The organism is Xanthobacter agilis, assembly GCF_021730435.1.
GTDB lineage: Bacteria > Pseudomonadota > Alphaproteobacteria > Rhizobiales > Xanthobacteraceae > Xanthobacter > Xanthobacter agilis.
The window spans coordinates 110517-130195 of sequence record NZ_JABWGX010000009.1; the positions used below are offsets into that span (position 1 = coordinate 110517).

The 19679-nt window shown below is 68.3% G+C and carries 14 protein-coding genes; 5 read left to right on the plus strand and 9 right to left on the minus strand.

Annotation, left to right across the window (positions count from 1 at the left end; genetic code table 11):
- Positions 1–71: 71 nt before the first annotated feature.
- The 3 genes from HUW53_RS08800 to HUW53_RS08810 all read left to right on the plus strand — a co-directional run bounded on the left by HUW53_RS08800 (position 72) and on the right by HUW53_RS08810 (position 5102).
- A complete protein-coding gene (locus HUW53_RS08800; RefSeq protein WP_237345378.1) occupies positions 72–917 on the plus strand; it encodes a polyphosphate kinase 2 family protein in 846 nt (281 codons plus the stop codon).
- Positions 918–1058: 141 nt separating this feature from the next.
- On the plus strand, positions 1059–2309 hold the full coding sequence (locus tag HUW53_RS08805; protein WP_237345379.1) for an ArsB/NhaD family transporter: 1251 nt from the start codon (positions 1059–1061) through the stop codon (positions 2307–2309).
- A 183-nt stretch (positions 2310–2492) separates the two neighbouring features.
- Positions 2493–5102 carry a plasma-membrane proton-efflux P-type ATPase gene (locus HUW53_RS08810; RefSeq protein ID WP_237345380.1) on the plus strand — a complete coding sequence of 870 codons (2610 nt, stop codon included), beginning with the start codon at positions 2493–2495 and terminating at the stop codon, positions 5100–5102.
- 266 nt (positions 5103–5368) lie between these two features.
- On the opposite strand, the gene HUW53_RS08815 is transcribed toward HUW53_RS08810, so the two are convergent.
- Positions 5369–7642 (minus strand): heavy metal translocating P-type ATPase, encoded by a 2274-nt coding sequence (locus HUW53_RS08815; protein WP_237345381.1) that lies wholly within the window; start codon positions 7640–7642, stop codon positions 5369–5371.
- Between the two features lie 72 nt (positions 7643–7714).
- On the opposite strand from HUW53_RS08815, the gene HUW53_RS08820 reads away from it, so the two are divergent.
- Together HUW53_RS08820 and chrA are read left to right on the plus strand one after the other, a co-directional pair.
- Positions 7715–8179: a MerR family transcriptional regulator gene (locus tag HUW53_RS08820; RefSeq protein WP_237345382.1), complete on the plus strand. Its 465-nt coding sequence runs from the start codon at positions 7715–7717 to the stop codon at positions 8177–8179.
- A gap of 185 nt (positions 8180–8364) precedes the next feature.
- Positions 8365–9597, plus strand: a complete 1233-nt coding sequence (gene chrA / locus HUW53_RS08825; RefSeq protein ID WP_237345383.1) for a chromate efflux transporter — start codon at positions 8365–8367, stop codon at positions 9595–9597.
- A gap of 28 nt (positions 9598–9625) precedes the next feature.
- On the opposite strand, the gene HUW53_RS08830 is transcribed toward chrA, so the two are convergent.
- The 8 genes from HUW53_RS08830 to HUW53_RS08865 form a co-directional block, all read right to left on the minus strand.
- Positions 9626–10330: a nitroreductase gene (locus HUW53_RS08830; protein ID WP_237345384.1), complete on the minus strand. Its 705-nt coding sequence runs from the start codon at positions 10328–10330 to the stop codon at positions 9626–9628.
- A gap of 146 nt (positions 10331–10476) precedes the next feature.
- Positions 10477–11781, minus strand: a complete 1305-nt coding sequence (gene gabT, locus HUW53_RS08835) for a 4-aminobutyrate--2-oxoglutarate transaminase (RefSeq protein ID WP_370877846.1) — start codon at positions 11779–11781, stop codon at positions 10477–10479.
- A gap of 143 nt (positions 11782–11924) precedes the next feature.
- Complete coding sequence (locus HUW53_RS08840; RefSeq protein ID WP_237345386.1) at positions 11925–13355, minus strand: sigma 54-interacting transcriptional regulator; 1431 nt, start codon at positions 13353–13355, stop codon at positions 11925–11927.
- Positions 13352–14578, minus strand: coding sequence for a PAS domain-containing protein (locus HUW53_RS08845; RefSeq protein WP_237345387.1), 1227 nt, complete (start codon positions 14576–14578; stop codon positions 13352–13354). Before HUW53_RS08845 ends, HUW53_RS08840 begins: the two co-directional genes overlap by 4 nt.
- Before the next feature lie 18 nt (positions 14579–14596).
- A complete protein-coding gene (locus HUW53_RS08850) occupies positions 14597–15364 on the minus strand; it encodes a gamma-glutamyl-gamma-aminobutyrate hydrolase family protein (protein ID WP_237345388.1) in 768 nt (255 codons plus the stop codon).
- Positions 15364–16125 (minus strand): type 1 glutamine amidotransferase, encoded by a 762-nt coding sequence (locus tag HUW53_RS08855; protein ID WP_237345389.1) that lies wholly within the window; start codon positions 16123–16125, stop codon positions 15364–15366. The genes HUW53_RS08850 and HUW53_RS08855 overlap by 1 nt, the downstream gene beginning before the upstream one ends.
- 94 nt (positions 16126–16219) lie before the next feature.
- Positions 16220–17740, minus strand: coding sequence for an APC family permease (locus HUW53_RS08860; RefSeq protein WP_237345390.1), 1521 nt, complete (start codon positions 17738–17740; stop codon positions 16220–16222).
- A gap of 262 nt (positions 17741–18002) precedes the next feature.
- Entirely contained in the window at positions 18003–19523 is a 1521-nt protein-coding gene (locus tag HUW53_RS08865; protein WP_237345391.1) for an aldehyde dehydrogenase family protein, read from the minus strand.
- Between the last annotated feature and the right edge of the window lie 156 nt (positions 19524–19679).

Sequence of the window (19679 nt, forward strand, 5' to 3'; positions counted from 1 at the left end):
CGGCAGCGGGGCGATTCCAAGGGCCGTCCTCGGGCGCGAGCGATGGTGGTTTTACCTGAGAGGAGAGCAGGATGGGCCTGCGCAAGAAGCTCGTCGTCGAACCCGGCACCCGGGTGCGGCTGAAGGACGTGGATGCCGCTTTCCACGGCGATTACGCCTCCGCCGAGCTCGCCAAGGACGATCTCGCCAAGAATGTCGTCCGCCTCGCGGAACTGCAGCAGAAGCTCTATGGCGAGAAGAAGCATGCGCTGCTGGTCGTGCTCCAGGGCATCGACGCCGCCGGCAAGGACGGCACCTGCTGGCATGTGATGGCGGCCATGAACCCGCAGGGCACCTCCGTGACGGGCTTCAAGCAGCCGACTGCGGAAGAGCACCAGCACGATTTCCTGTGGCGGGTACATCCGCACGCGCCGGGTCTCGGCGAGGTGGCGGTGTTCAACCGCTCCCATTACGAAGACGTGCTGGTGGTGCGGGTGCACGATCTGGTGCCGAAGGAGGTCTGGTCCGAGCGCTACGACATCATCAACGACTTCGAGACGCTGCTGACAACGGCCGGGGTCACCATCCTCAAGTTCTTCCTCTACATCACGCCGGAGGAGCAGCTCGCCCGGTTCGCCCAGCGCCTCGACGATCCGGCGCGCCAGTGGAAGATCTCGGAGGCTGATTACAAGGAGCGGGCCTTTTGGGACCAGTACATCGCGGCCTATGAGGACATGCTGGCGAAATGCTCCACCAAGCATGCGCCGTGGTATGTGATCCCTTCCAACCACAAATGGTTCCGCAATCTCGCCGTCTCCAAGATCATCGAGGAGACGCTCGACGAGATGAACCTGAAGCTGCCGGCGCCGACCGTGGATCTGGAGCAGATCCGCAAGGATTATCACCAGGCGGTAAAGGCGGAGAAGGGCAAGGCCTGACATCCGGCCGGCCGGACATTTTCGCAATCGGACGAATCGTGAAAGTGTTCCGGCTTGGCCGGAGGGTCCTTGCGGCGCGTGTCTTTCCAGGCCGGTCGCGGAGGGGCTCGTCCGGTTCCGGCATCACCGACGGCGGGGCCCATGGGCGTTACCCTTCTGATTTTCCTCCTGGTCTATGTGGCCATGGGCTTCGGCAAGCTGCCGGGCTTCAAGGTAGACCGCACTGGCGCGGCCATCGTCGGTGCGCTTGCCATGATGGTGGCGGGCAGCATCAGCGCCAAGGCGGCCTGGGAGTCCATCGACTACAGCTCGGTGGGGATGCTGTTCGGCCTGATGGTGGTGTCCGCCGCATTCGTGGTGTCGGGCTTCTACGGGTGGACGGCGCAGAAGGTGGCGACGCTGCCGGTCAGCGCGCCGGTGCTGCTGGCGGTGCTCGTCGCCGTCGGCGGTCTGCTGTCGGCGGTCCTCACCAACGACGTGGTGGTGGTGGCGATGACGCCGCTCCTGGTTTCGGTGACGCTGGCGCGGGGACTGAACCCGGTGCCCTTCCTGCTGGGCTTCTGCTTCGCCGCCAACACCGGCTCGGCCGGCACCCTGATCGGCAGCCCGCAGAACATGATCGCGGCGCAGCAACTTGGCCTGTCGTTCAATGGCTTCCTGATGGTGGCGGCGGTGCCGGCGCTGCTGTCGCTCCCCCTGGTGTGGGGGCTCATCGTCTGGCTCTATCACGGGCGCTGGACCTCCCCGCAGTCGGAGCGGGAGCATCCGGTGGCGGCGACGCTTACGGCGCCGCCGCTCGACAGGGCGGAAACGCTGAAGGCCGGGGTGGCCACGTTCCTGGTCGTGCTCGCCTTCGTGGTGAGCGACTGGCCGCGCGACCTCATCGCGCTGGGCGCCGCCGGTATCTTGCTCATCAACCGGCAGATCGCCTCGAGCGACATGCTGAAGCATGTGGACGGTAATCTGCTGCTGCTCATCATGGGGCTGTTCGTGGTCAATGCGGCCATGGCGGCGACCGGGCTACCGCAGAGCCTGCTGAACGACCTGCGTGGCGCCGGCATCAATCTCAACGATCCCTTGTCCCTGTTCCTGGTGTCGGGCGTGCTCAGCAATGTGGTGGGCAACAACCCCGCGGTGATGCTGCTGGTGCCCTTCCTTGAACCCGGTCATGACCGGGCGCTGGCCGACGCGCTCGGCGCCGCGCTCGCGCTGGGGACTGGATTTTCCAGCAACCTCATCGTGTTCGGGAGTCTTGCTGGGATCATCGTGGTGGAGCAGGCCGCGGTCTGCGGCATCAGGATTTCATTCGGCGAGTTCGCGCGCGCGGGTGTGCCCGTGGCACTCGCCTGCATGGCGATGGCGGTGGTCTGGATCCTGCTGATTGGCATGTGACGAAAGGTGATGATCCCGAACAGGATACGCGACGACGCGGTCTTTTCCCTGAATGATCCCAGGTCTCGCTTTTTTAAGTGTTGGCTGCCGGGACTTTGCTGGAAGTCAAACAAACCGTCATGAGCTAGCTTCATCATTGGTTGCACGTGCTGCGGGGCGCGCGCGCGAAATCGGGGGTGAGAGATGACACAGACGGGAGCGGCCACCATGGCCGCAGCGGGCGCGCCGGCGCCGCAGGCGCAACCGCGATCCGCATCGTCGTCCGGCGGGCCGGCGACGCTCGATGCAGCGGGCATCGCGGCGAAATTCAGCGAGCTTGAAAGCTCGGCACAGGGGCTGAGCGCCTCCGAGGTGGCGACGCGGCAGGAGAAATATGGCCCCAATGCCATCGCCGCCCATGAGGAGAGCCGGTGGCAGAAACTCCTGGGTTACTTCTGGGGCCCCATTCCCTGGATGATCGAGGCGGCGGCCCTGCTGTCGCTGGTGCGGTTCGACTGGCCTGATTTCTCGGTGGTGATGGGCCTGCTCATCTACAACGCCATCGTCGGCTTCTGGCAGGACAGCAAGGCCGCGAGCGCGCTGGCCGCGCTCAAGAAGGGCCTGGCCCTGAAGGCCCGCGTGCTGCGCGACGGCCAGTGGGCCACGGTGGACACAGCCGAGCTGGTCCCCGGCGACGTGGTGAGCGTCTCCGGCGGCGACACCCTGCCGGCGGACGTGATCCTGACCGACGGCAAGTATCTGTCGGTGGACCAGGCGGCGCTGACCGGTGAATCGCTGCCGGTGTCCAAGCATGTGGGCGACAGCGGCTATTCCGGCTCCATCGTGCGTCAGGGCGCGATGACCGGCCTTGTCACCGCCACGGGCAACAGCACCTTCTTCGGCCGCACCGCGAAGCTGGTAGCCTCCGCCGGCTCCAAGTCGCACGCTGAAAAGGCGGTGCTGCAGATGGGCGATTTCCTCATCGTCCTGTCCGCCGCCCTCGCGGTCGTGCTGGTGCTGGCCCAGGTGCATCGCGACATTGTCGCCGATGGCCATTGGGAATGGCAGCACGCCGGTTCCATCCTGCAATTGGTGCTGGTGCTCTTGGTGGCCTCGGTGCCGGTGGCGACGCCGGCGGTGATGTCCGTCACCATGGCGCTCGGCGCGCTGGCCTTGTCGAAGCAGCAGGCCATCGTTTCGCGCCTGTCCGCCATCGAGGAACTGGCCGGCGTGGATGTGCTGTGCTCGGACAAGACCGGCACCCTCACCATGAACCAGCTCACCCTGCAGGCGCCCATTCCCTGGGCCGGGGCCGCGCCGGATGAGCTGATCGTCGGGGCGGCGCTCGCCTCGCAGAAGCAGAGCGACGACGCCATCGACAAGGCGGTGCTGGCGGCGGTGAAGGACCCCAAGGTGCTCGACCAGTACAAGCCGGTCGATTTCACCCCCTTCGATCCGGTGAACAAGAAGACCGCTGCGACGGTAACCGGCCCCGACGGCAAGACCGTGCATTATGCCAAGGGCGCGCCGCAGGTCATCGCGGCGCTGTGTGGGCTGTCCCAGGAGAGCGCGAAGGATTATTTCGGCGCCGTGGACACGCTCGCCCGGAGCGGCACCCGCGCCCTGGGCGTTGCCCGCTCGTCGGACGGGCAGACCTGGACGCTGCTCGGCCTCCTGCCCATGCTCGACCCGCCGCGGCCGGATGCGAAGGAGACCATCGCCCGCGCCAAGGAACTGGGCGTGAGCGTGAAGATGGTGACCGGCGACGACGTGGCCATCGGCAGCGAGATTTCCCGCCAGCTCGGCCTCGGCGATCATCTTCTGGTGGCAAGTGACGTGTTCGGCCAGGATTCGAGCCCCGAACACATCGCCATCGACGCCGCCCGCGCGGTGGAGGTGGCGGACGGCTTCGGCCGCGTGTTCCCCGAGCACAAGTTCCAGATCGTGAAGGCGCTGCAGGAGCGCGGCCATATCGTCGCCATGACCGGCGACGGCGTGAACGACGCCCCGGCGCTGAAGCAGGCGGATTGCGGCGTGGCAGTTTCGGGCGCGACCGATGCGGCCCGCAGTGCCGCCGCGCTCATCCTCACCGCGCCGGGCCTTTCGACCATCATCCATGCCATCATGGAGGCGCGGGCGATCTTCGAGCGGATCACCAGCTATATTTATTACCGGATCGCGATGACGCTCAACATCATGCTGGTCGTGGTGCTGACCTATCTCGTCTATGACTTCATGCCGCTGACCGCGATCATGATCGTGTTCCAGGCTTTGCTGGACGACATCCCGATCATGACCATCGCCTACGACAACGTGAAGGTGCAGGCCAAGCCGGTGCGGTGGAACATGCCGCGCATCATCACCTTCTCGACCGTCATGGGCATCATGGCGCTCATTCAGAGCTTCGGCATGGTGATGCTGGGCATGTTCTGGATGCACAATGCGGCCCTCAGCGCGATCCTGCCCATGGACCTGCCCCACATCCAGACCATGCTGTTCCTGCAGCTGGCGGCCGGCGGGCACCTGTTGTTCTTCGTCTCGCGCGTTCAGGGCACGCTGTTCCTGCCGCCCTATCCGAGCTGGCAGGTGCTGACGGCGGTGATGGGCACGCAGGTCTTCGCGATCGTGATGTGCGCCTATGGCTGGTTCATGCCGGCGCTGCCGTGGCTGCTGATCGGCGTGGTGTGGGGCTATTGCCTGGTATGGACGCTCATCATGGACGTGGTGAAGCTGCTCTACTTCCGGGCGGTTGCCTATCGCGACCGGCAGATGAGCGCCATCAACGCCTCCATCGGTCAGGTGATGCCGGGCTGACCTCGTGACGCCGGTTGCCGCCGGCGTCACATGAGACATGCGAAGGCCGGCGGATGCTTTCGCCGGCCTTTTGCGTTGATGGACGTGGTGCGCCCTGTGGGGCCATGTTGCGCGTCCAAGCTGGCGGAAGCGTCGGCAGATCCGCCGGGCCGGAGGTCAGCGGGCCGATCGGACGCCACCACGCGTGCTGCGTTCCTCGCGAGCCTTTGGTCAAACGCGCGGGGTGTTTTCGCGGGCCTGTCGGGCACGGACCGAGGGCGATGGCGTCACTGCGGGCGGAAGCGAAGCAGGCGCAAGGCGTTCAAGGTCACGAGCACGGTCGCTCCGGTATCGGCGAGGATCGCTGGCCACAGGCCGGTGATGCCGGCGACGGTGGTTACCAGGAACACCGCCTTCAGTCCCAGGGCGATGGTGATGTTCTGGTGGATGTTGCCCATGGTCCGACGCGACAGGGCGATCATGTCCGGGATGTCCTGCACCCGTGCGTGGAGCGCGGCGGCATCGGCGGTCTCCAGCGCCACGTCGGTGCCGTCGCCCATGGCGATGCCGATGTCGGCGCTGGCCAGGGCCGGGGCATCGTTGATGCCGTCGCCGACCTTCGCCACCATGGCGCCGCGCGCCTTCAGGTCGCTCACGACGCGCTGCTTGTCGGCCGGCAGCAGTTCGGCGGCGACGGCGATGCCCAGGCGCGCGCCGATGGCGTCCGCCGTGCGCCGGTTGTCGCCGGTGAGCATCAGCGTGGTGATGTGCGCCGCCGTCAGGGCCTTGATCGCGGCCGCGGCGTCGGGGCGCGGCTCGTCGCGCAGGGCGATGGCGCCCGCCAATGTGCGCTCGACCACCAGCAGCGACACGGTCTTGCCGTCCGCATTCAGCGCCGCCACATGCTGCATGTCGGCCTCGCTCACGGGCACAAGCTCTGCCGCCGCGGCCGGAGCGCCGAGGAACACGACCCGCCCCTCCACCCGAGCGGTGACGCCCTTGCCGCCGTGGGCCCTGGCATCTTCCGCCGGCGGCACGGCGATGGCCTGCGCCGCCGCGTGCGCCACGATGGCGCGGGCCAGCGGGTGGCTCGATCCGGTCTCGACGGCGGCGGCAAGGCGCAGCACCTCGCCAGCCGGCAGGGCGAGGGCCATGATGTCCGTCACCTCGGGCTTGCCCGCCGTGAGGGTGCCGGTCTTGTCGAAGCAGACGGTAGTCACCTTGCGGAATGTTTCCAGCACCGCCCCGCCCTTCATGAGCAGGCCGCGCCGCGCGCCCGCAGAGAGGCCGGCGGCGATGGCGGCCGGCGTGGAGATGACCAGCGCGCACGGGCAGCCGATGAGCAGGATGGCGAGGCCCTTGTAGACCCATTCCGCCCAGGGGGCGCCAAAGGCGAGAGGCGGCACCACGGCCACCAGGGCGCCAACCGCCAGCACGGCCGGCGTGTAATAGCGCGCGAATTGGTCGATGAAGCGTTCGGTGGGGGCCTTCTTCTCCTGCGCTTCCTCCACCAGCCGCACCACGCGGGCGATGGTGTTGTCGGAGGCGGTGGCCGTCACTTGGACCCGCAGGGCGGCTTCCCCATTGACGGTTCCGGCGAAGACGACGGCGTCCACGCCCTTGCGCACCGGGGTGCTCTCGCCGGTCACAGGCGCTTCGTCGATGGCGCTGTCACCGGCGATGATGATGCCATCGGCCGGAATGCGGTCGCCAGGGCGCACCAGGATGGTGGCGCCCACGGCGAGGCTGTCGGCACTCACCGCCCGGACGGCGCCGTCGTGCTCCACCCATGCCGTCTTGGGCACGAGGTCGGAGAGGGCGGAGATGGAGGCGCGGGCCCGGCCGGCGGCGACCCCTTCCAGCAGTTCGCCCACCAGGAACAGGAACACCACGGCGGCGGCTTCCTCCGCCGCGCCGATGGCCACCGCGCCCACCGCCGCGATGGTCATGAGCATCTCGATGGTGAAGGGCATGCCGTCCACGGCGGCGGCGAAGGCGCGCCGGGCGATGGGCGCGAGCCCCACCAGCATGGCGAGGATGAACAGCGGGGTATCGAGCCGCGGCAGCAACAGTCCCGCGCCAAACGCCGCGCCCAAGGCGAGACCGCTCAGCAGGGTGAGCCGCGCCTTGGCCGAGCGCCACCAGGGGCCATCCATCGGAGCGCGGCTGTGGTTGTCCTCCGTGGCGGTGGAGGTCGCGGGGCCGTGCGCGGGGGCGTGGCTGCCGCAGCAGGCATCCCCAGGGTGCGCGTCGTGGCTGTCGCCATGGTCATCGTGATGGTCAAGACCGGCGCAATGGGCGTGAGCCTTCTGCGCCGGGTGCGCCGCGCCGCCCTGCGGAGCGATCGGAGCGATGGCATAGCCGAGGGTGCCGAGGCGCTGTTCCAGCTTTGCGATGTCGGTTTCCGGCTCATGATGCAGCGTCATCGTGCCGGCGGTCACGGACACGGATACGTCGGTGACGCCGGTGATGCGCCGCGCGGCACCGTCGATCTTGGCTGCGCAGGAGGCGCAGTCCATCCCTGTCACACGAAATCGGCTCTGCACAATGGGAGCGTTCATGATGCACCCCTTTCCCATAGGTCGCGGGCACCCTACATGCTCTAGTCACTAGAGGAGCAAGGGGGCAGGAAAATGAGCGTGGGCGTGTCCATTGGCGTGGCGGCCAAGGCGAGCGGGGTGAAGGTGCCCACCGTCCGCTTCTACGAGCAGATCGGGCTGATGCCGCCCATGGTGCGTACCGACGGCAACCGGCGCCTCTATGGGCCTGCTGACGTGAAGCGGCTGACCTTTATCCGCCATGCGCGGGAACTGGGGTTCGAGATCGATGCCATCCGCGAGCTTCTGCAACTTCAGGATCAACCCAACCAGTCCTGCGCGGTGGCGGATGACATCGCGCGGGGCCGGCTTGGCGAGGTGCGCCGGCGCATTGCGAGCCTCAGGGCGCTGGAGGCGGAGCTGGAGCGGATGGTGGGTGAATGCAGCCACGGTCGCGTGGCGGAATGCCGTGTCATCGAAGTGCTGGCGGACCATTGCGAATGCCGCTTTCACGCCCATGAGGCGGATGGAGCTGAGGCGGATGGAGCTGAAGGGGGCTGATTGAGCCACGCGCACCATAGGGGGTGATACCGGGATCCCGCGCTGTCGCACCCCGGGGAGAGGGGCGTCGATTTTTATAGTCGTATATCGTTATCGAATAACGATATAGTGGGGCTCCACGCAACGGACCTGTGGGCGGGGCTTTCTTCCGTCCGCGGACCCGCGCCGTTGGAGGAGCCTGTGTCATGTGCCGCGAGCGTGCCGTCGTCGGGCGCCAGCCGGGGGCCTGCGTCGCAGGTTCCGTGGTCGAGGTGTTCCGCGTCTTTCTGAAGCTCGGCCTGACGTCGTTCGGCGGTCCCATTGCTCATATCGGCTATTTCCGCGACGAACTGGTGCTGAAGCGGCGCTGGCTCGGCGAAGCTGCCTTTGCCGATCTCGTGGCCCTGTGCCAGTTCCTGCCTGGGCCGGCGTCGAGCCAGCTCGGCTTTGCGCTTGGCCTGCTGCGGGCCGGGGGGCTTTGGGGCGGGCTGGCCGCATGGCTGGGCTTCACGCTGCCCTCGGCCCTGGTGCTGCTGGCGTTCGGCCTCGGCGCCGCGGCCAGCGGCGGCGCTTGGGCGCAGGGGGCGCTGCACGGGTTGAAGCTGGTGGCGGTGGCGGTGGTGGCCCAGGCGGTGTGGGGCATGGCGCGCAATCTCGCGCCCGACCGGGCGCGGGCCGCGATCGCCCTTGGCGGGGTGCTTCTGGTGGTGTTCCTCGGCGGAGCGATGGGGCAGCTGGCGGCCATCCTGCTCGGCGCGCTTGCGGGAACCTTCCTGTGCCGCGACCCTGCCGCTCCGACCACCGGCGGGTTCGATGTCCCGCTGTCCCGTGGGCTTGGGCGTGCGTCGCTGGTGCTGTTCGTGGTGCTGCTGGTGGCGCCGCCGGTCCTCGTCGCCGCCGGCGCCGGACAAAGCGTGGCGCTGTTCGAGGCCTTCTATCGCTCGGGGGCCTTGGTGTTCGGTGGCGGCCATGTGGTGCTGCCGCTGCTTCAGGCGGCGGTGGTCACGCCGGGGTGGGTGAGCACCGAGGCGTTCCTGTCCGGCTACGGCCTCGCGCAGGCGGTGCCCGGCCCGCTCTTCACTTTTGCCGCTTATCTCGGCGCGATCATGGGGCCGGCGCCCCACGGCGTCCTCGGCGCGGTTATCGCTCTGGTGGCGGTGTTTCTGCCCGGCCTGCTGCTGGTGGCGGGCCTGCTGCCATTCTGGAGTGTGCTGCATCGGCGTCCGGCGGCTCGGGCCGCCATGCGCGGGGCCAATGCGGCTGTGGTCGGCATCCTGGGCGCCGCGCTTTACGATCCGGTGTGGACCGGCGCGGTCTTCATGCCGGCGGATTTCGCCGTCGCTCTCTGCGGCTTCCTGCTGCTCACCCGCTGGCACGCACCGCCGGTGGCGGTGGTGCTGCTGCTGGTGGGCGCCGGTGTGCTGCGGGCGCTGGTCTGATGGGGGCGATCCTCAGGCGAGGCGGTCCTCAGGCGAGGCTGTCCACGAAGCGGGTGAACCCCTCCACCGGCTCGCGTTCGGTGACGAATGTGTTCTCCGGCGCCGTGGGGTCCGCATGGCCCAACGCCATGCCGCACACGAGCATCTGAGTGTCGGGCATGGCCAGCCGGCGCGCGATGACGCGAGCATAGGTGTTGAACGCGGCCTGCGGGCAGGTGTCGAGGCCGAAGGCGCGCGCCGCGATCATGATGTTCTCCAGGAACATGCCGTAGTCCAGCCACGACCCGAGCTCCATGTCGCGATCGATGGTGAAGATCAGCCCCACCGGCGCATCGAAGAACAGGAAGTTGCGGGCATGCTGGGCATTCATGCGACCGGTGTCGCCACGGCCGATGCCCAGCGCGCCGTAAAGGTCCCAGCCCACCTTGCGGCGGCGGGCGAGATAGGGCTCGCGCCAGGCCCGCGGGTAATAAGTGTAGTCCGGCGCGCCGGGGTCGCCGGCAAGCGAGAGGGCATGGAGTTCGCCCGTCAGCGTCTTCAGCGGCGCTCCGGTGAGCACCAGCACTTGCCAGGGCTGGATATTGGAGCCGCTCGGTGCCCGCGCCGCCAGCTCCAGGATGGCAACGATGGTCTCCCGTGGAACCTCTGTCGGCAGGAAGGCGCGAACGGAACGGCGCGTGCGCAGGGCGCCGGATGCCGAAAGGGGCGGTTCGGGTGTGGCGGGCGCGTGCATCTCTTGGGGTATCCTCCCGTTTTCGGCCTCAGGGGCCGAAGGGAGACTGCCGAATTCCGCGCGCGCTTGAAAGGGGAGTGGTATTGATTTGCTGTCATGCGGGGCCGGCTGGGGCGCCCGGGCGGCGTGGGCCCGGGCGCCGCGCATCAGGCGGCCGCCTTGGTGCGGACCAGCTCCAGCACCGATTGGCGCAGGATGGCGAGGCCCTGGTCCAGCGTCTCGTCCGCGATGGTGAGGGGCATCAGCAGGCGGATGCCGTTGCCGTTGACGCCGCAGGTGAGGAGGATCAATCCCTTCTCGGCGGCCGAGACGACGAGCTTCTTGGCGAGGGCGGCGGCGGGGGCGCCGGTGGCCGGGTCGACGATATCGACCGCGATCATGGCGCCGAGGCCGCGCAGGTTCGCCACCGGGCTGCCTTCGGGCGCCATCAGCTCGCTGGTGATGAAGCCCCGCACCTTGCCGCCGATGGCCTCGGCGCGGGCGGCAAGCCCCTCTTCCTCGATCACGTCGAGGGTGGCGAGGGCCGCCGCGCAGGACACCGGGTGGCCGCCGTAGGTGCTGCCCAATCCGCCGACATCAAGGTGATCCATCACGTCGGCGCGACCAATCACGCCAGCCAGCGGGAAGCCGCCGCCCACCGACTTGGCGATGGACATCAGGTCGGGTGCGACGCCCGCATGCTCGGTGGCGAACATCCGGCCGGTGCGCGCGAAGCCCGTCTGCACCTCGTCAACCATCAGCAGCATGCCGTGCGCGTCGCACAAGCCGCGCAGCCATTGCAGGAATTCGGCGGGCGCCGGGTGGAAGCCGCCCTCGCCCTGCACCGGCTCGATGAGGATGGCGGCAACCCGCTCCGGGTCCACCTGATATTTGAACAGCGCCTCAAGACCAGCTTGCGCCTCGGCGACGCTCACACCCGCGGCGACGGCAGGGTAGGGGGCATGATAGACATCCGCCAGCAGAGGTCCGAAGCCCTTCTTGTAGGGCGCCACCTTGCCGGTGAGGGCGGTGGTGGCGATGGTGCGGCCGTGGAAGGCGCCCTGGAAGGCGATGACGGCCGGTCGGCCGGTGTAAGCGCGGGCGATCTTCACCCCATTCTCGACCGCTTCGGCGCCGGAATTGACCAGGAGCGTCTTGGCTGGCCCGGCCATGGGGGCGAGCGCGTTCAGCCGTTCGCACAGCCGCACATAGAGCTCGTAAGGGGCCACCTGGAACGAGGTGTGGGTGAACAGATCGAGCTGGGCGCGCGCGGCGGCGATCACTCTTGGATGGCAGTGGCCGACCGCGAGAACCGCGATGCCTCCGGCGAAATCGATGAAGGAGCGGCCTTCCACGTCCCACAAGGTGGAGTTGACGGCGCGCTCGGCGAAGACGGGACAGGCGTGCCCCACGCCCCGCGGCACGGCGGCGTTGCGCCGCGCAAAAAGATCATCGGTCCGGCTCAAGGTCATCCCCTTCTGGGTCTGGTTAGATGATCTGTCTTGCGCAATTTCCGTGCCAGAAATGAATGTCTTGGATTCTGCGCCATATCCGTCCGAAACAGGCCAAATGCTGCATGAATGCAGCACATCTTTCGGCACGAACGCATCAATACCTATTCCCGTGGCCGCGTGGTCTTGCGCACCAGGGTGGCGATATCCACGCCCAGCCGGCGGGCGGCCTCCCGTTTCGATCCGTAGCGGTCGAGGGCACGGCGGATCACATCATCCTCGAAGGCGCGGGTCAGCTCCCTCAAGGTGGCGCCGTCTTCGCCCGCGGGGAGGGCTGGAGCCGCGTCCTCGTGCTGCCGAGGGCGAACGCTGGCGCCGGTGTTGAGGCTTTCGGGGAGATGAATGGGCTCGGCCAGTTCGTCGGCCACGATGTCGAGATATTCCACGATGCTGCGCAGCTCACGCAGATTGCCGGGAAAATCGTGGGCGAGAATGGCGGCCCGGCAGGCGGGAGAAAGCCGCAGCGGCCGTCCGCGTTCACGATTTGCGCGGACCAGGAGGGCGTCCAGGATCTCCTCCTGGTCGGCCCGCGCCCGCAACGGGGGGATGTGCACCGGGAAGGTGGCGAGGCGGAAATAGAGGTCCTTTCGGAAGCTGCCCTCCTGCATCATGCGGCCAAGATCGCGGTTGGTGGCGGCCACCACATGGGTGTCGACCTTCTTGCTGACCGCGGAGCCCACCGATTGGATGGTTCCATCCTCCAGGAACTTCAATAGCTTGGCTTGGCTTGCCAGGGGAATTTCCCCGACCTCGTCGAGGAATAGCGTGCCGCCGCCCGCGCTTTCGATGAAGCCGCGCTTGCCGGCCTGGAGCGCGCCGGTGAAGGCGCCGCGCTCATAGCCGAACATCTCGGATTCAAACAGAGTTTCGGGGATGCTGCCGCAATTGACGTGCACGAACGGCCGTCCGCCGGTTCCTCCGGCGGCATGGATGAATTTGGCGACGGCGGTCTTGCCGACACCGGATTCGCCCAGCAGCAGGATGCGGAAGCGCCGCGCATAGGCGCGCTGGGCACGGCCGATCTGGTCCTTGAGATCAGGCGGGAAGGAGAGCTCGCCCTGCGCTTCCACTTCGGCGCGCCCCACGGTGCGGCTCTGCGCGCCGCGGCGGGCGCGGTCCCAGCCATCGGGGTCGTTCAGCCAATAGAGCGAAAAGCCGCGCAGTTCTCCATCGACGCTCAGGACGCGTCGGAGCGCCTGATAGACGCGGCCGGAGCCGCGCGCCCGCACGCTGCCCTGGGACTGGCCGCGCTCGGTCGCGGCCAGAAAGTCGTCCATGTCCAGGTTGGACTGCTGCAGGAAGGTGGCGAGCGGCAGCCGGCCGGGCAGCGGACCGCTGCCGGCCAGCTTTTCGGCCGAGCGGTTGGAGAAAACCACGGCCTCTTCCGGGTTCACGATGATGAGGGGGCCGGGCAGGAGGTTGGCGAAGGCCCGGAACTCCGCCGATGCGAGAAAGGCGTCGAAGGCCTCCCGCTCGACCAATACGCCGTCCCGGAGGATGACACGAAAGGATTGAAGCTCCGAAGGGTCGCTCACGTCTCCGCCGCCTCCCGTGCGCCATTGCGGCGGCGGCGGACCGGGCCGTCGGCCGGCGTCTTTCCGGCCTTGGCGGCGCTGGCGTCGAGGGGCCGCACCACCAGCACGTTCCAGAGGCTATCGCCGGTGCCGGGCACCTGGCGCCAGTGCAGGCGCAGCGCGCCGCCGCCGGTGGAGAGGCTGCGCCAGCCCCGGTCCGGGGTCGTGCCGGTCGCCATGGCCTTGCGCACCTTCAGGGCCAGGCGTCGCTCCATCGTCTCGCCGCTGCCATGGGCCGCGACGAAGGCTAGGTTGCGAATGACCACCGCGCCGTCGCCATCAAGGACGATCACGGCATCGGGCACCGCGTCGAACACCCGCCGCAGGGAGCCGAGGCGCTCGGCGCTGTCGGTCTCGCTCTGCCTTTGATCGGTGACGTCACGGCAGTTGCCCCACAATCGCCGCAGGAAGCCATCGACGATCTCGGCCCGCACATCGTTGCGGATGTAGACCGGGGTGCCATCGTGGCGGGAATCGATGCTGAGCGCGTCGTCGATCTCGTAATTGGCGTCGATGATCTGATTCACGAAGCGCTCGTTGGCGGCGCTGCGCGGCCATTGCAGGCGCACGTCGCGGCTGTTGAGGTCCATGTCGTCGGGCAGTTCGTAGAGGCGGGCCATGGGCGTGTTGCACATGCGCCAGACCGATTGGTTCTCGAACACCTGGCGGATCACCTCCGCCTTGGGCTGGGTGGTGTCCACCGGCTCCAGGAACACGATGGCCCAGTGGGCTTCGGTGGCGTTCCGCACGATGGCACCGAGCAGCCGGGCGTCGTCCTCCAACTCCTGGTGCTTCAGGCCCACCGCCCCGAAGTCCATCTTGGTGAGAGCGAGCGCAGTGCGTCCGTGCCAGGTCACATATCGCGGCTGCGCCAGGGTCCTCAGGCTGCGTCCCCCGCGTCCCACCAGCGTCAGCTCGCAGGCCGGCAGGTGGCCGCCATCGGCGGCATGGCGCAGCAGCGCCGCGACGGTATCGGCGGAGTCGGGCGTGTAGAGGGCGTCGATGGGCAGGCCCGCGATCAGGTCCGCGGGCAGGCCGACGGCGCGGTTCTGCCGTTCGTTGGCCCACAGCAACCGTCCGTCCTCCCCCACCACGTCGATCAGCAGATCGTCCAGGCTCTCCTGGGCGAGGGCGAAGGCCTGGCGCTCGTCCTCCATGAGCTGCAGGCCAGCCGGCTCGGGCATTCCATCTTGTCCTTACGTTCAGGTGGCGCCGCACGGCGCCGGGGTCGTCCGCCGCCGCCTCCGGTCCGCCGCCGCCGCGCCAAAGGCGGCGAAGAGGCGGGCGCCGGGGGGCGACAGCTCGGGACGATACTCCGGATGCCATTGCACGCCCACTGCGAATGGATGGTCGCTCACGCGCACCGCTTCCGGCGTGCCGTCGGGTGCCTTCGCCTCCACGGAAAGGCGCCGGCCGATGCGGGCGAGGCCCTGGTAATGAAGGGAATTCACCGCGAACCGCGCGCTGCCGAACACGTCGATGAGCGGCGAGCCGGGAACCAGCTCCACGTCGTGGAAGGGGGCGTATTGACGGTCCGTGGGGGCGTCCTCCGGGGCATGGTGGAGCATGCGGCCGGGCACGGCGCGCAGCTCCGGCTCCAGGGTGCCGCCTTGCGCCACGTTCAGCTCTTGGAAGCCGCGACAGATGAACAGGGCCGGCACATCCGCGGCGATGATGGCCTGGATCAAAGGCAGGGACAGGTCGTCGCGCGCCGGATCGAACGGGCCGGGCGCCTGGGGCGGCCCGCCCCACCGGTCGGGGTGGACGTTGGAGGGGCTGCCGGTGAACAGGAAGCCATCGAATGCCGAAACCACGGCGCCGATGTCGTCGCGGGCGATGACCGCGGTGAGGAGGGTTGGCAGGCCGCCGGCGAAGGCATGCACCGCCCGGGCGTATTTGTCGCCGACGATATGGTGGGGCAGGCCGGACAGGTCCCGGAGGTCGCCGACCAAAGCGATGAGCGGGCGCATCAGGCCCGCTCCGCGCGATCGGCACCGGTGTCGTCGACAAGGCCGGCGAAGCGCAGGAAATTGAGGACCATTCGTTCGCAGCCGGGAATGAAGCTGTAGGCGGAAGCCTGCGCGGGATCGATCACCAGCAGGCAGGTGGCCATGCGGTCGGCGGTGGATTCCGGGTGGAACTGCACCGAGAGCCAGCCGCCGCCATGGTCGATGGCGGCGGCTGGCAGGCCGGGCCGGGTGGCGAGGATCACCGCGCCGGGCGGCGGCTCGACCACACTGTCGAAATTGCCGAAAAAGAACGGCGATGCGTCGTCGAAGCCCGTGAACAGGGGGTGGCGGATGCCGGCCTCGGTGCGGGTCACCGGCAGCGAGCCCACATGTGGGGTGGGGGCGCGCTCCACCCGGCCGCCGAGCACGGTGGCCATGATCTGGTGTCCGCCGCAGATGCCGAACAGGGGTTTGCCGGTGGCGCGCCACTCCTTGAGAAAGGCGGCGATGGCCTGCTGCCAGGGATGGCCGTCGCCGACCGAGGCGAAGCTGCCCCCCAGCACCACCGCATCAATGGCGTCGAGGTCGTCGGGCAGGGGCTCGCCTTCGTGGGCGCGGACCGCGCGGACATTCAGGGCGTCGCCGACGCCGAGGCTGTCCAGCATGGCCTTGAAGGGGATCGTCTCGTCGTCCTCCCCCTGCACGCGGCGCCAGATCGCCTTGTCGTAGGTGCCGGCGGCGGCGAACTGGGAAATGAACAGAAGGGTGGGGCGCGTCATCATGGGGCTCCTGCGGGGCGGCGCCCGCAAGGGCGCGTCCCGCTGCAACACGGTCGGGGGCAGAGCGGCGGAGGCGCGGGCGCCTCCGCCGGGGATGTCAGGTCGGTTGGGACACGGCGGCGTCGCCCGCCGGGGCGGCGTTGAGCTTCCAGGCGTCGGCATAGGGCGCCGTGCCGCGCTCGTGCGAGCGGAACAGCAGCATGTAGGTGAGCCCCACCCCCAGCACGACCGCCACCGTCAGCGGGGTCCCGTAGTTGACGTACCAGGCGGCATCGGGCGAGCGCGGCCACATCAGGTTGATGATGGCGCCCAAGCCATAGGCCAGGGCGGCGAGGTTCACCGGAAGGCCGAAGGCGCCGAGGCTGAACTTGCCGGTGGGCACCCAGCCGCGCGAGCGGGCGTGCAGCGCACCCAGCACCACCATCTGGAACGACAGGTAAATGCCGATCACGGCGAAGCCGATGATGGTGGTCAGCGCATCCTGGACGAACAGGCCGAGGCAGACGATGGCGGACGGGATCACCCCGGCCATCACCAGCGCCGCCGACGGCACATGGTGGCCCGTTGACAGGCGGGCAAGCACGCTGGAGCCGAAGATCATCTTGTCGCGGGCGTAGGCGAAGATGAGGCGGCTGACCGCCGCCTGCAGCGACAGCACGCAGGAGATGAAGGAGACCATCACCACCACGATCACCGCCTTCGAGCCGATCGGGCCGAAGGAGGAGAGCAGGATTTCGCCGAGCGGATCGGTGACCTTGCCGGAGATGACGGCGCCGATGTCCGGCACCGCCAGGATCAGCGCGTAGCAGACGAACGCGGAGGCGCCGACGCCGATATAGATGGTCATGCGCATGGCCTTGGGGATGCGCCGGCCGGGATCGGGCGTTTCCTCCGCCACGTCGCCGCACGCCTCGAAGCCGTAGCAGGAGAACAGGCCCACCAGGGCGGCGGTGAGGAAAGCCGGCAGGTAGGAGCCGCCGCCCTCGACGCCGAGGGTGTCGAACACCACGCCCCACGGCTGCTCGCGGTGGAACATGAGCAGATAGACCCCCACCACCAGGGCGCCGACCAATTCGCAGATGAAGCCGAACATGGCCACCCGCGCCAGCAGCTTGGTGCCCATGAGGTTGAGCGCCGTGGACGCGGCGACCAGCGCCAGGGCGATCAGGGTGGTGGCGGTGGGCGTCACCTCAAATCCCAGCAGCAGGGCGAGGAACGGGCCTGCCCCCACCGCCACGGCGGCGATGGTGGTGAACAGCGCCCAGGCGTAGGTCCATCCCGCAAGCCAGGCCCAGCGCCGGCCGACCAAGCGGCGTGCCCAGGGATAGAGGCCGCCGGAGATGGGAAATTCGGACACCACCTCACCGAAGATGAGCGCGACCAGGAACTGGCCGAAGCCGGCGATGAAATAGGCCCACAGCATGGGCGGTCCGCCGGCGGCAAGGCCGAACGCGAACACCGAATAAACGCCCACCACCGGCGACAGATAGGTGAAGCCCAGGGCGAAATTCTCCCACAGCGACATGCTGCGGTCGAATTTCGATGTATAGCCCAGGGCTCGAAGTTGTTGCTCGTCTTCGGACAAGGTCGATGCAGCAGAGTTTGTTGCGTGACTCACGGTTGTTCCCCTCTTTGATTTTAACCGTTCCGTCCGGCGCGGTGAGCTGCGCCCACGCCCTGAAGCGGGAGTGGGGCGGCCGCCGTCGCCGTGGCCCGTCGTTGCGGAGCGTTGCCGCGCGACAGGGCCGAATGCTTGTGGGCGCAAGGTTTATGCCAGTGGAAAGTCCTTTTGTTTTTCAATATGAAAATGGAATACTTTTCATATCAGTGATGCGCGGATGCAGCGTTGCTGCGGCGTCGCCGCAGCACGGTCGCGATGGTCAGGCGAGGCTCATCCACACCGATTTGGTCTGGGTGTAGTGGGTCAGCGCCTCCAGGCATTTGTCGCGCCCGTTGCCGGAGCGCTTGAAGCCGCCCCATGGGGCGGTGGCGTCATAGTCGAAATAGGTGTTGATCCAGACCATGCCGGCGGCCACCTCGCGGGCGAAGCGGTGGGCCTTCCTGAGGTCCTGTGTCCAGATGGAGGCGGCGAGGCCAAAATCGGTGTCGTTGGCGACCGAGATGGCGTGCTCCAGGTTCTTCACCGGGATCACGGCCGTCACCGGGCCGAAGATTTCCTCGCGGGCGATGGTCATGGCATTGTCCACGCCCGTGAACAGGGTGGGCTCCACGTAGCAGCCGGCGTTGAGATCGCGCGGGATGCCGCCGCCGAACGCGAGGCTGGCGCCCTCCTGGCGGCCGCTCTCGATGAAGGAGAGCACCTTTTGCTGATGCCCCGCGTCCACCAGGGGCCCCATGGTGGTGGCGGGATCGAGCGGGTCGCCCGGACAGAACAGGGCGCGGGTGGTTGCGGTGAACTTTTCAACGAAGGCGTCGTGGATCGCCTCTTCCACCAGCAGGCGGGAGCCGGCGGCGCAGACCTCGCCCTGGTTGGCGTAGCTGCCGATGACGGCGTTGCGCACGGCGGTGTCGAGATCGCAATCCGCGAGCACGATCTGCGGGGACTTGCCGCCGCATTCGAGCGTCACCTGCTTCAGGTTGGAACGGCCGGCATATTCCAGGATGAGCCCGCCGACGGCCCCGGAGCCGGTAAAGCCGATCTTGTCCACGTCGCCGTGGAGCGCCAGCGCCTGGCCCACCTCCTCGCCGAACCCGGTGATCACGTTGAACACCCCGTCCGGCCCCCCGGCTTCGCTGAACAGGCGCGCCAGCAGCAGGGCGGAGAGCGAGCTTTGCTCAGCCGGCTTCAGCACCACGCTGTTGCCGGTGGCCAGCGCCGGGCCGAGCTTCCAGCACGCCATCATCAGCGGGTAGTTCCACGGCACGATGAGGCCCACCACGCCCAGGGGCTCGCGCAGGATGTAATGGAAGGCCTCCTGCGCCGTGTTGGTGACCGCACCCTCCATCTTGTCGATGGCCTCGGCGGCGAAGCGCAGGTTGGTGACGGCGCAGGGAATATCGAAGCCGGTGAGCGAGGACACCGGCTTGCCGATCTCCAGGGCGTCGAGCAGCGCGAATGCGCCGGCGTGGGCTTCGATGAGATCGGCGAAGCGCTGCAGCACCGCCATGCGCGCGCGTGGCGCCCGGCGCGACCAGGACCCGGACCGGAAGGCTCGGCGCGCGGCGGCAACGGCGACGTTCAGATCCGATTGCGAGCCCCGCGCGATCTCCGCCAGCGGCGCGCCGGTGGCGGGATTGACGGTGGTGAAGGTGCGCCCGTCGGCGGCGGGCCGGAATGCGCCGTCGATGAACAGGCGCGTGTCCAACGAGAGGGTCTTGGCGCGGGCGTGCCAGTCCTCGGCGGACCATGTCGCGACGGGCTTGGGGGAAGAGGTGCTCACGGGCGGGCATCCTGGCTTGGGGCGGGCGGAGGAGGGGGGAGGCCGCCCCGCGCGGGGCGTCCGGTCGCGGCCGGGAGCGGCGCCCGCTCGAACCAGCCGACGGGCGCCGCTCCAGCTGATCGAGATGGCGCGCGTGTCTCGCCGCGCCGGCATCCG

Excerpts from the sequence above, each read along its gene's own strand:
- HUW53_RS08800 (WP_237345378.1), top strand. The coding sequence starts at position 72 with ATGGGCCTGCGCAAGAAGCTCGTCGTCGAACCCGGCACCCGGGTGCGG.
- HUW53_RS08805 (WP_237345379.1), top strand. The coding sequence starts at position 1,059 with ATGGGCGTTACCCTTCTGATTTTCCTCCTGGTCTATGTGGCCATGGGC.
- HUW53_RS08810 (WP_237345380.1), top strand. The coding sequence starts at position 2,493 with ATGACACAGACGGGAGCGGCCACCATGGCCGCAGCGGGCGCGCCGGCG.
- HUW53_RS08815 (WP_237345381.1), bottom strand. The coding sequence starts at position 7,642 with ATGAACGCTCCCATTGTGCAGAGCCGATTTCGTGTGACAGGGATGGAC.
- HUW53_RS08820 (WP_237345382.1), top strand. The coding sequence starts at position 7,715 with ATGAGCGTGGGCGTGTCCATTGGCGTGGCGGCCAAGGCGAGCGGGGTG.
- chrA (WP_237345383.1), top strand. The coding sequence starts at position 8,365 with ATGTGCCGCGAGCGTGCCGTCGTCGGGCGCCAGCCGGGGGCCTGCGTC.
- HUW53_RS08830 (WP_237345384.1), bottom strand. The coding sequence starts at position 10,330 with ATGCACGCGCCCGCCACACCCGAACCGCCCCTTTCGGCATCCGGCGCC.
- gabT (WP_370877846.1), bottom strand. The coding sequence starts at position 11,781 with ATGACCTTGAGCCGGACCGATGATCTTTTTGCGCGGCGCAACGCCGCC.
- HUW53_RS08845 (WP_237345387.1), bottom strand. The coding sequence starts at position 14,578 with ATGCCCGAGCCGGCTGGCCTGCAGCTCATGGAGGACGAGCGCCAGGCC.
- HUW53_RS08850 (WP_237345388.1), bottom strand. The coding sequence starts at position 15,364 with ATGCGCCCGCTCATCGCTTTGGTCGGCGACCTCCGGGACCTGTCCGGC.
- HUW53_RS08855 (WP_237345389.1), bottom strand. The coding sequence starts at position 16,125 with ATGATGACGCGCCCCACCCTTCTGTTCATTTCCCAGTTCGCCGCCGCC.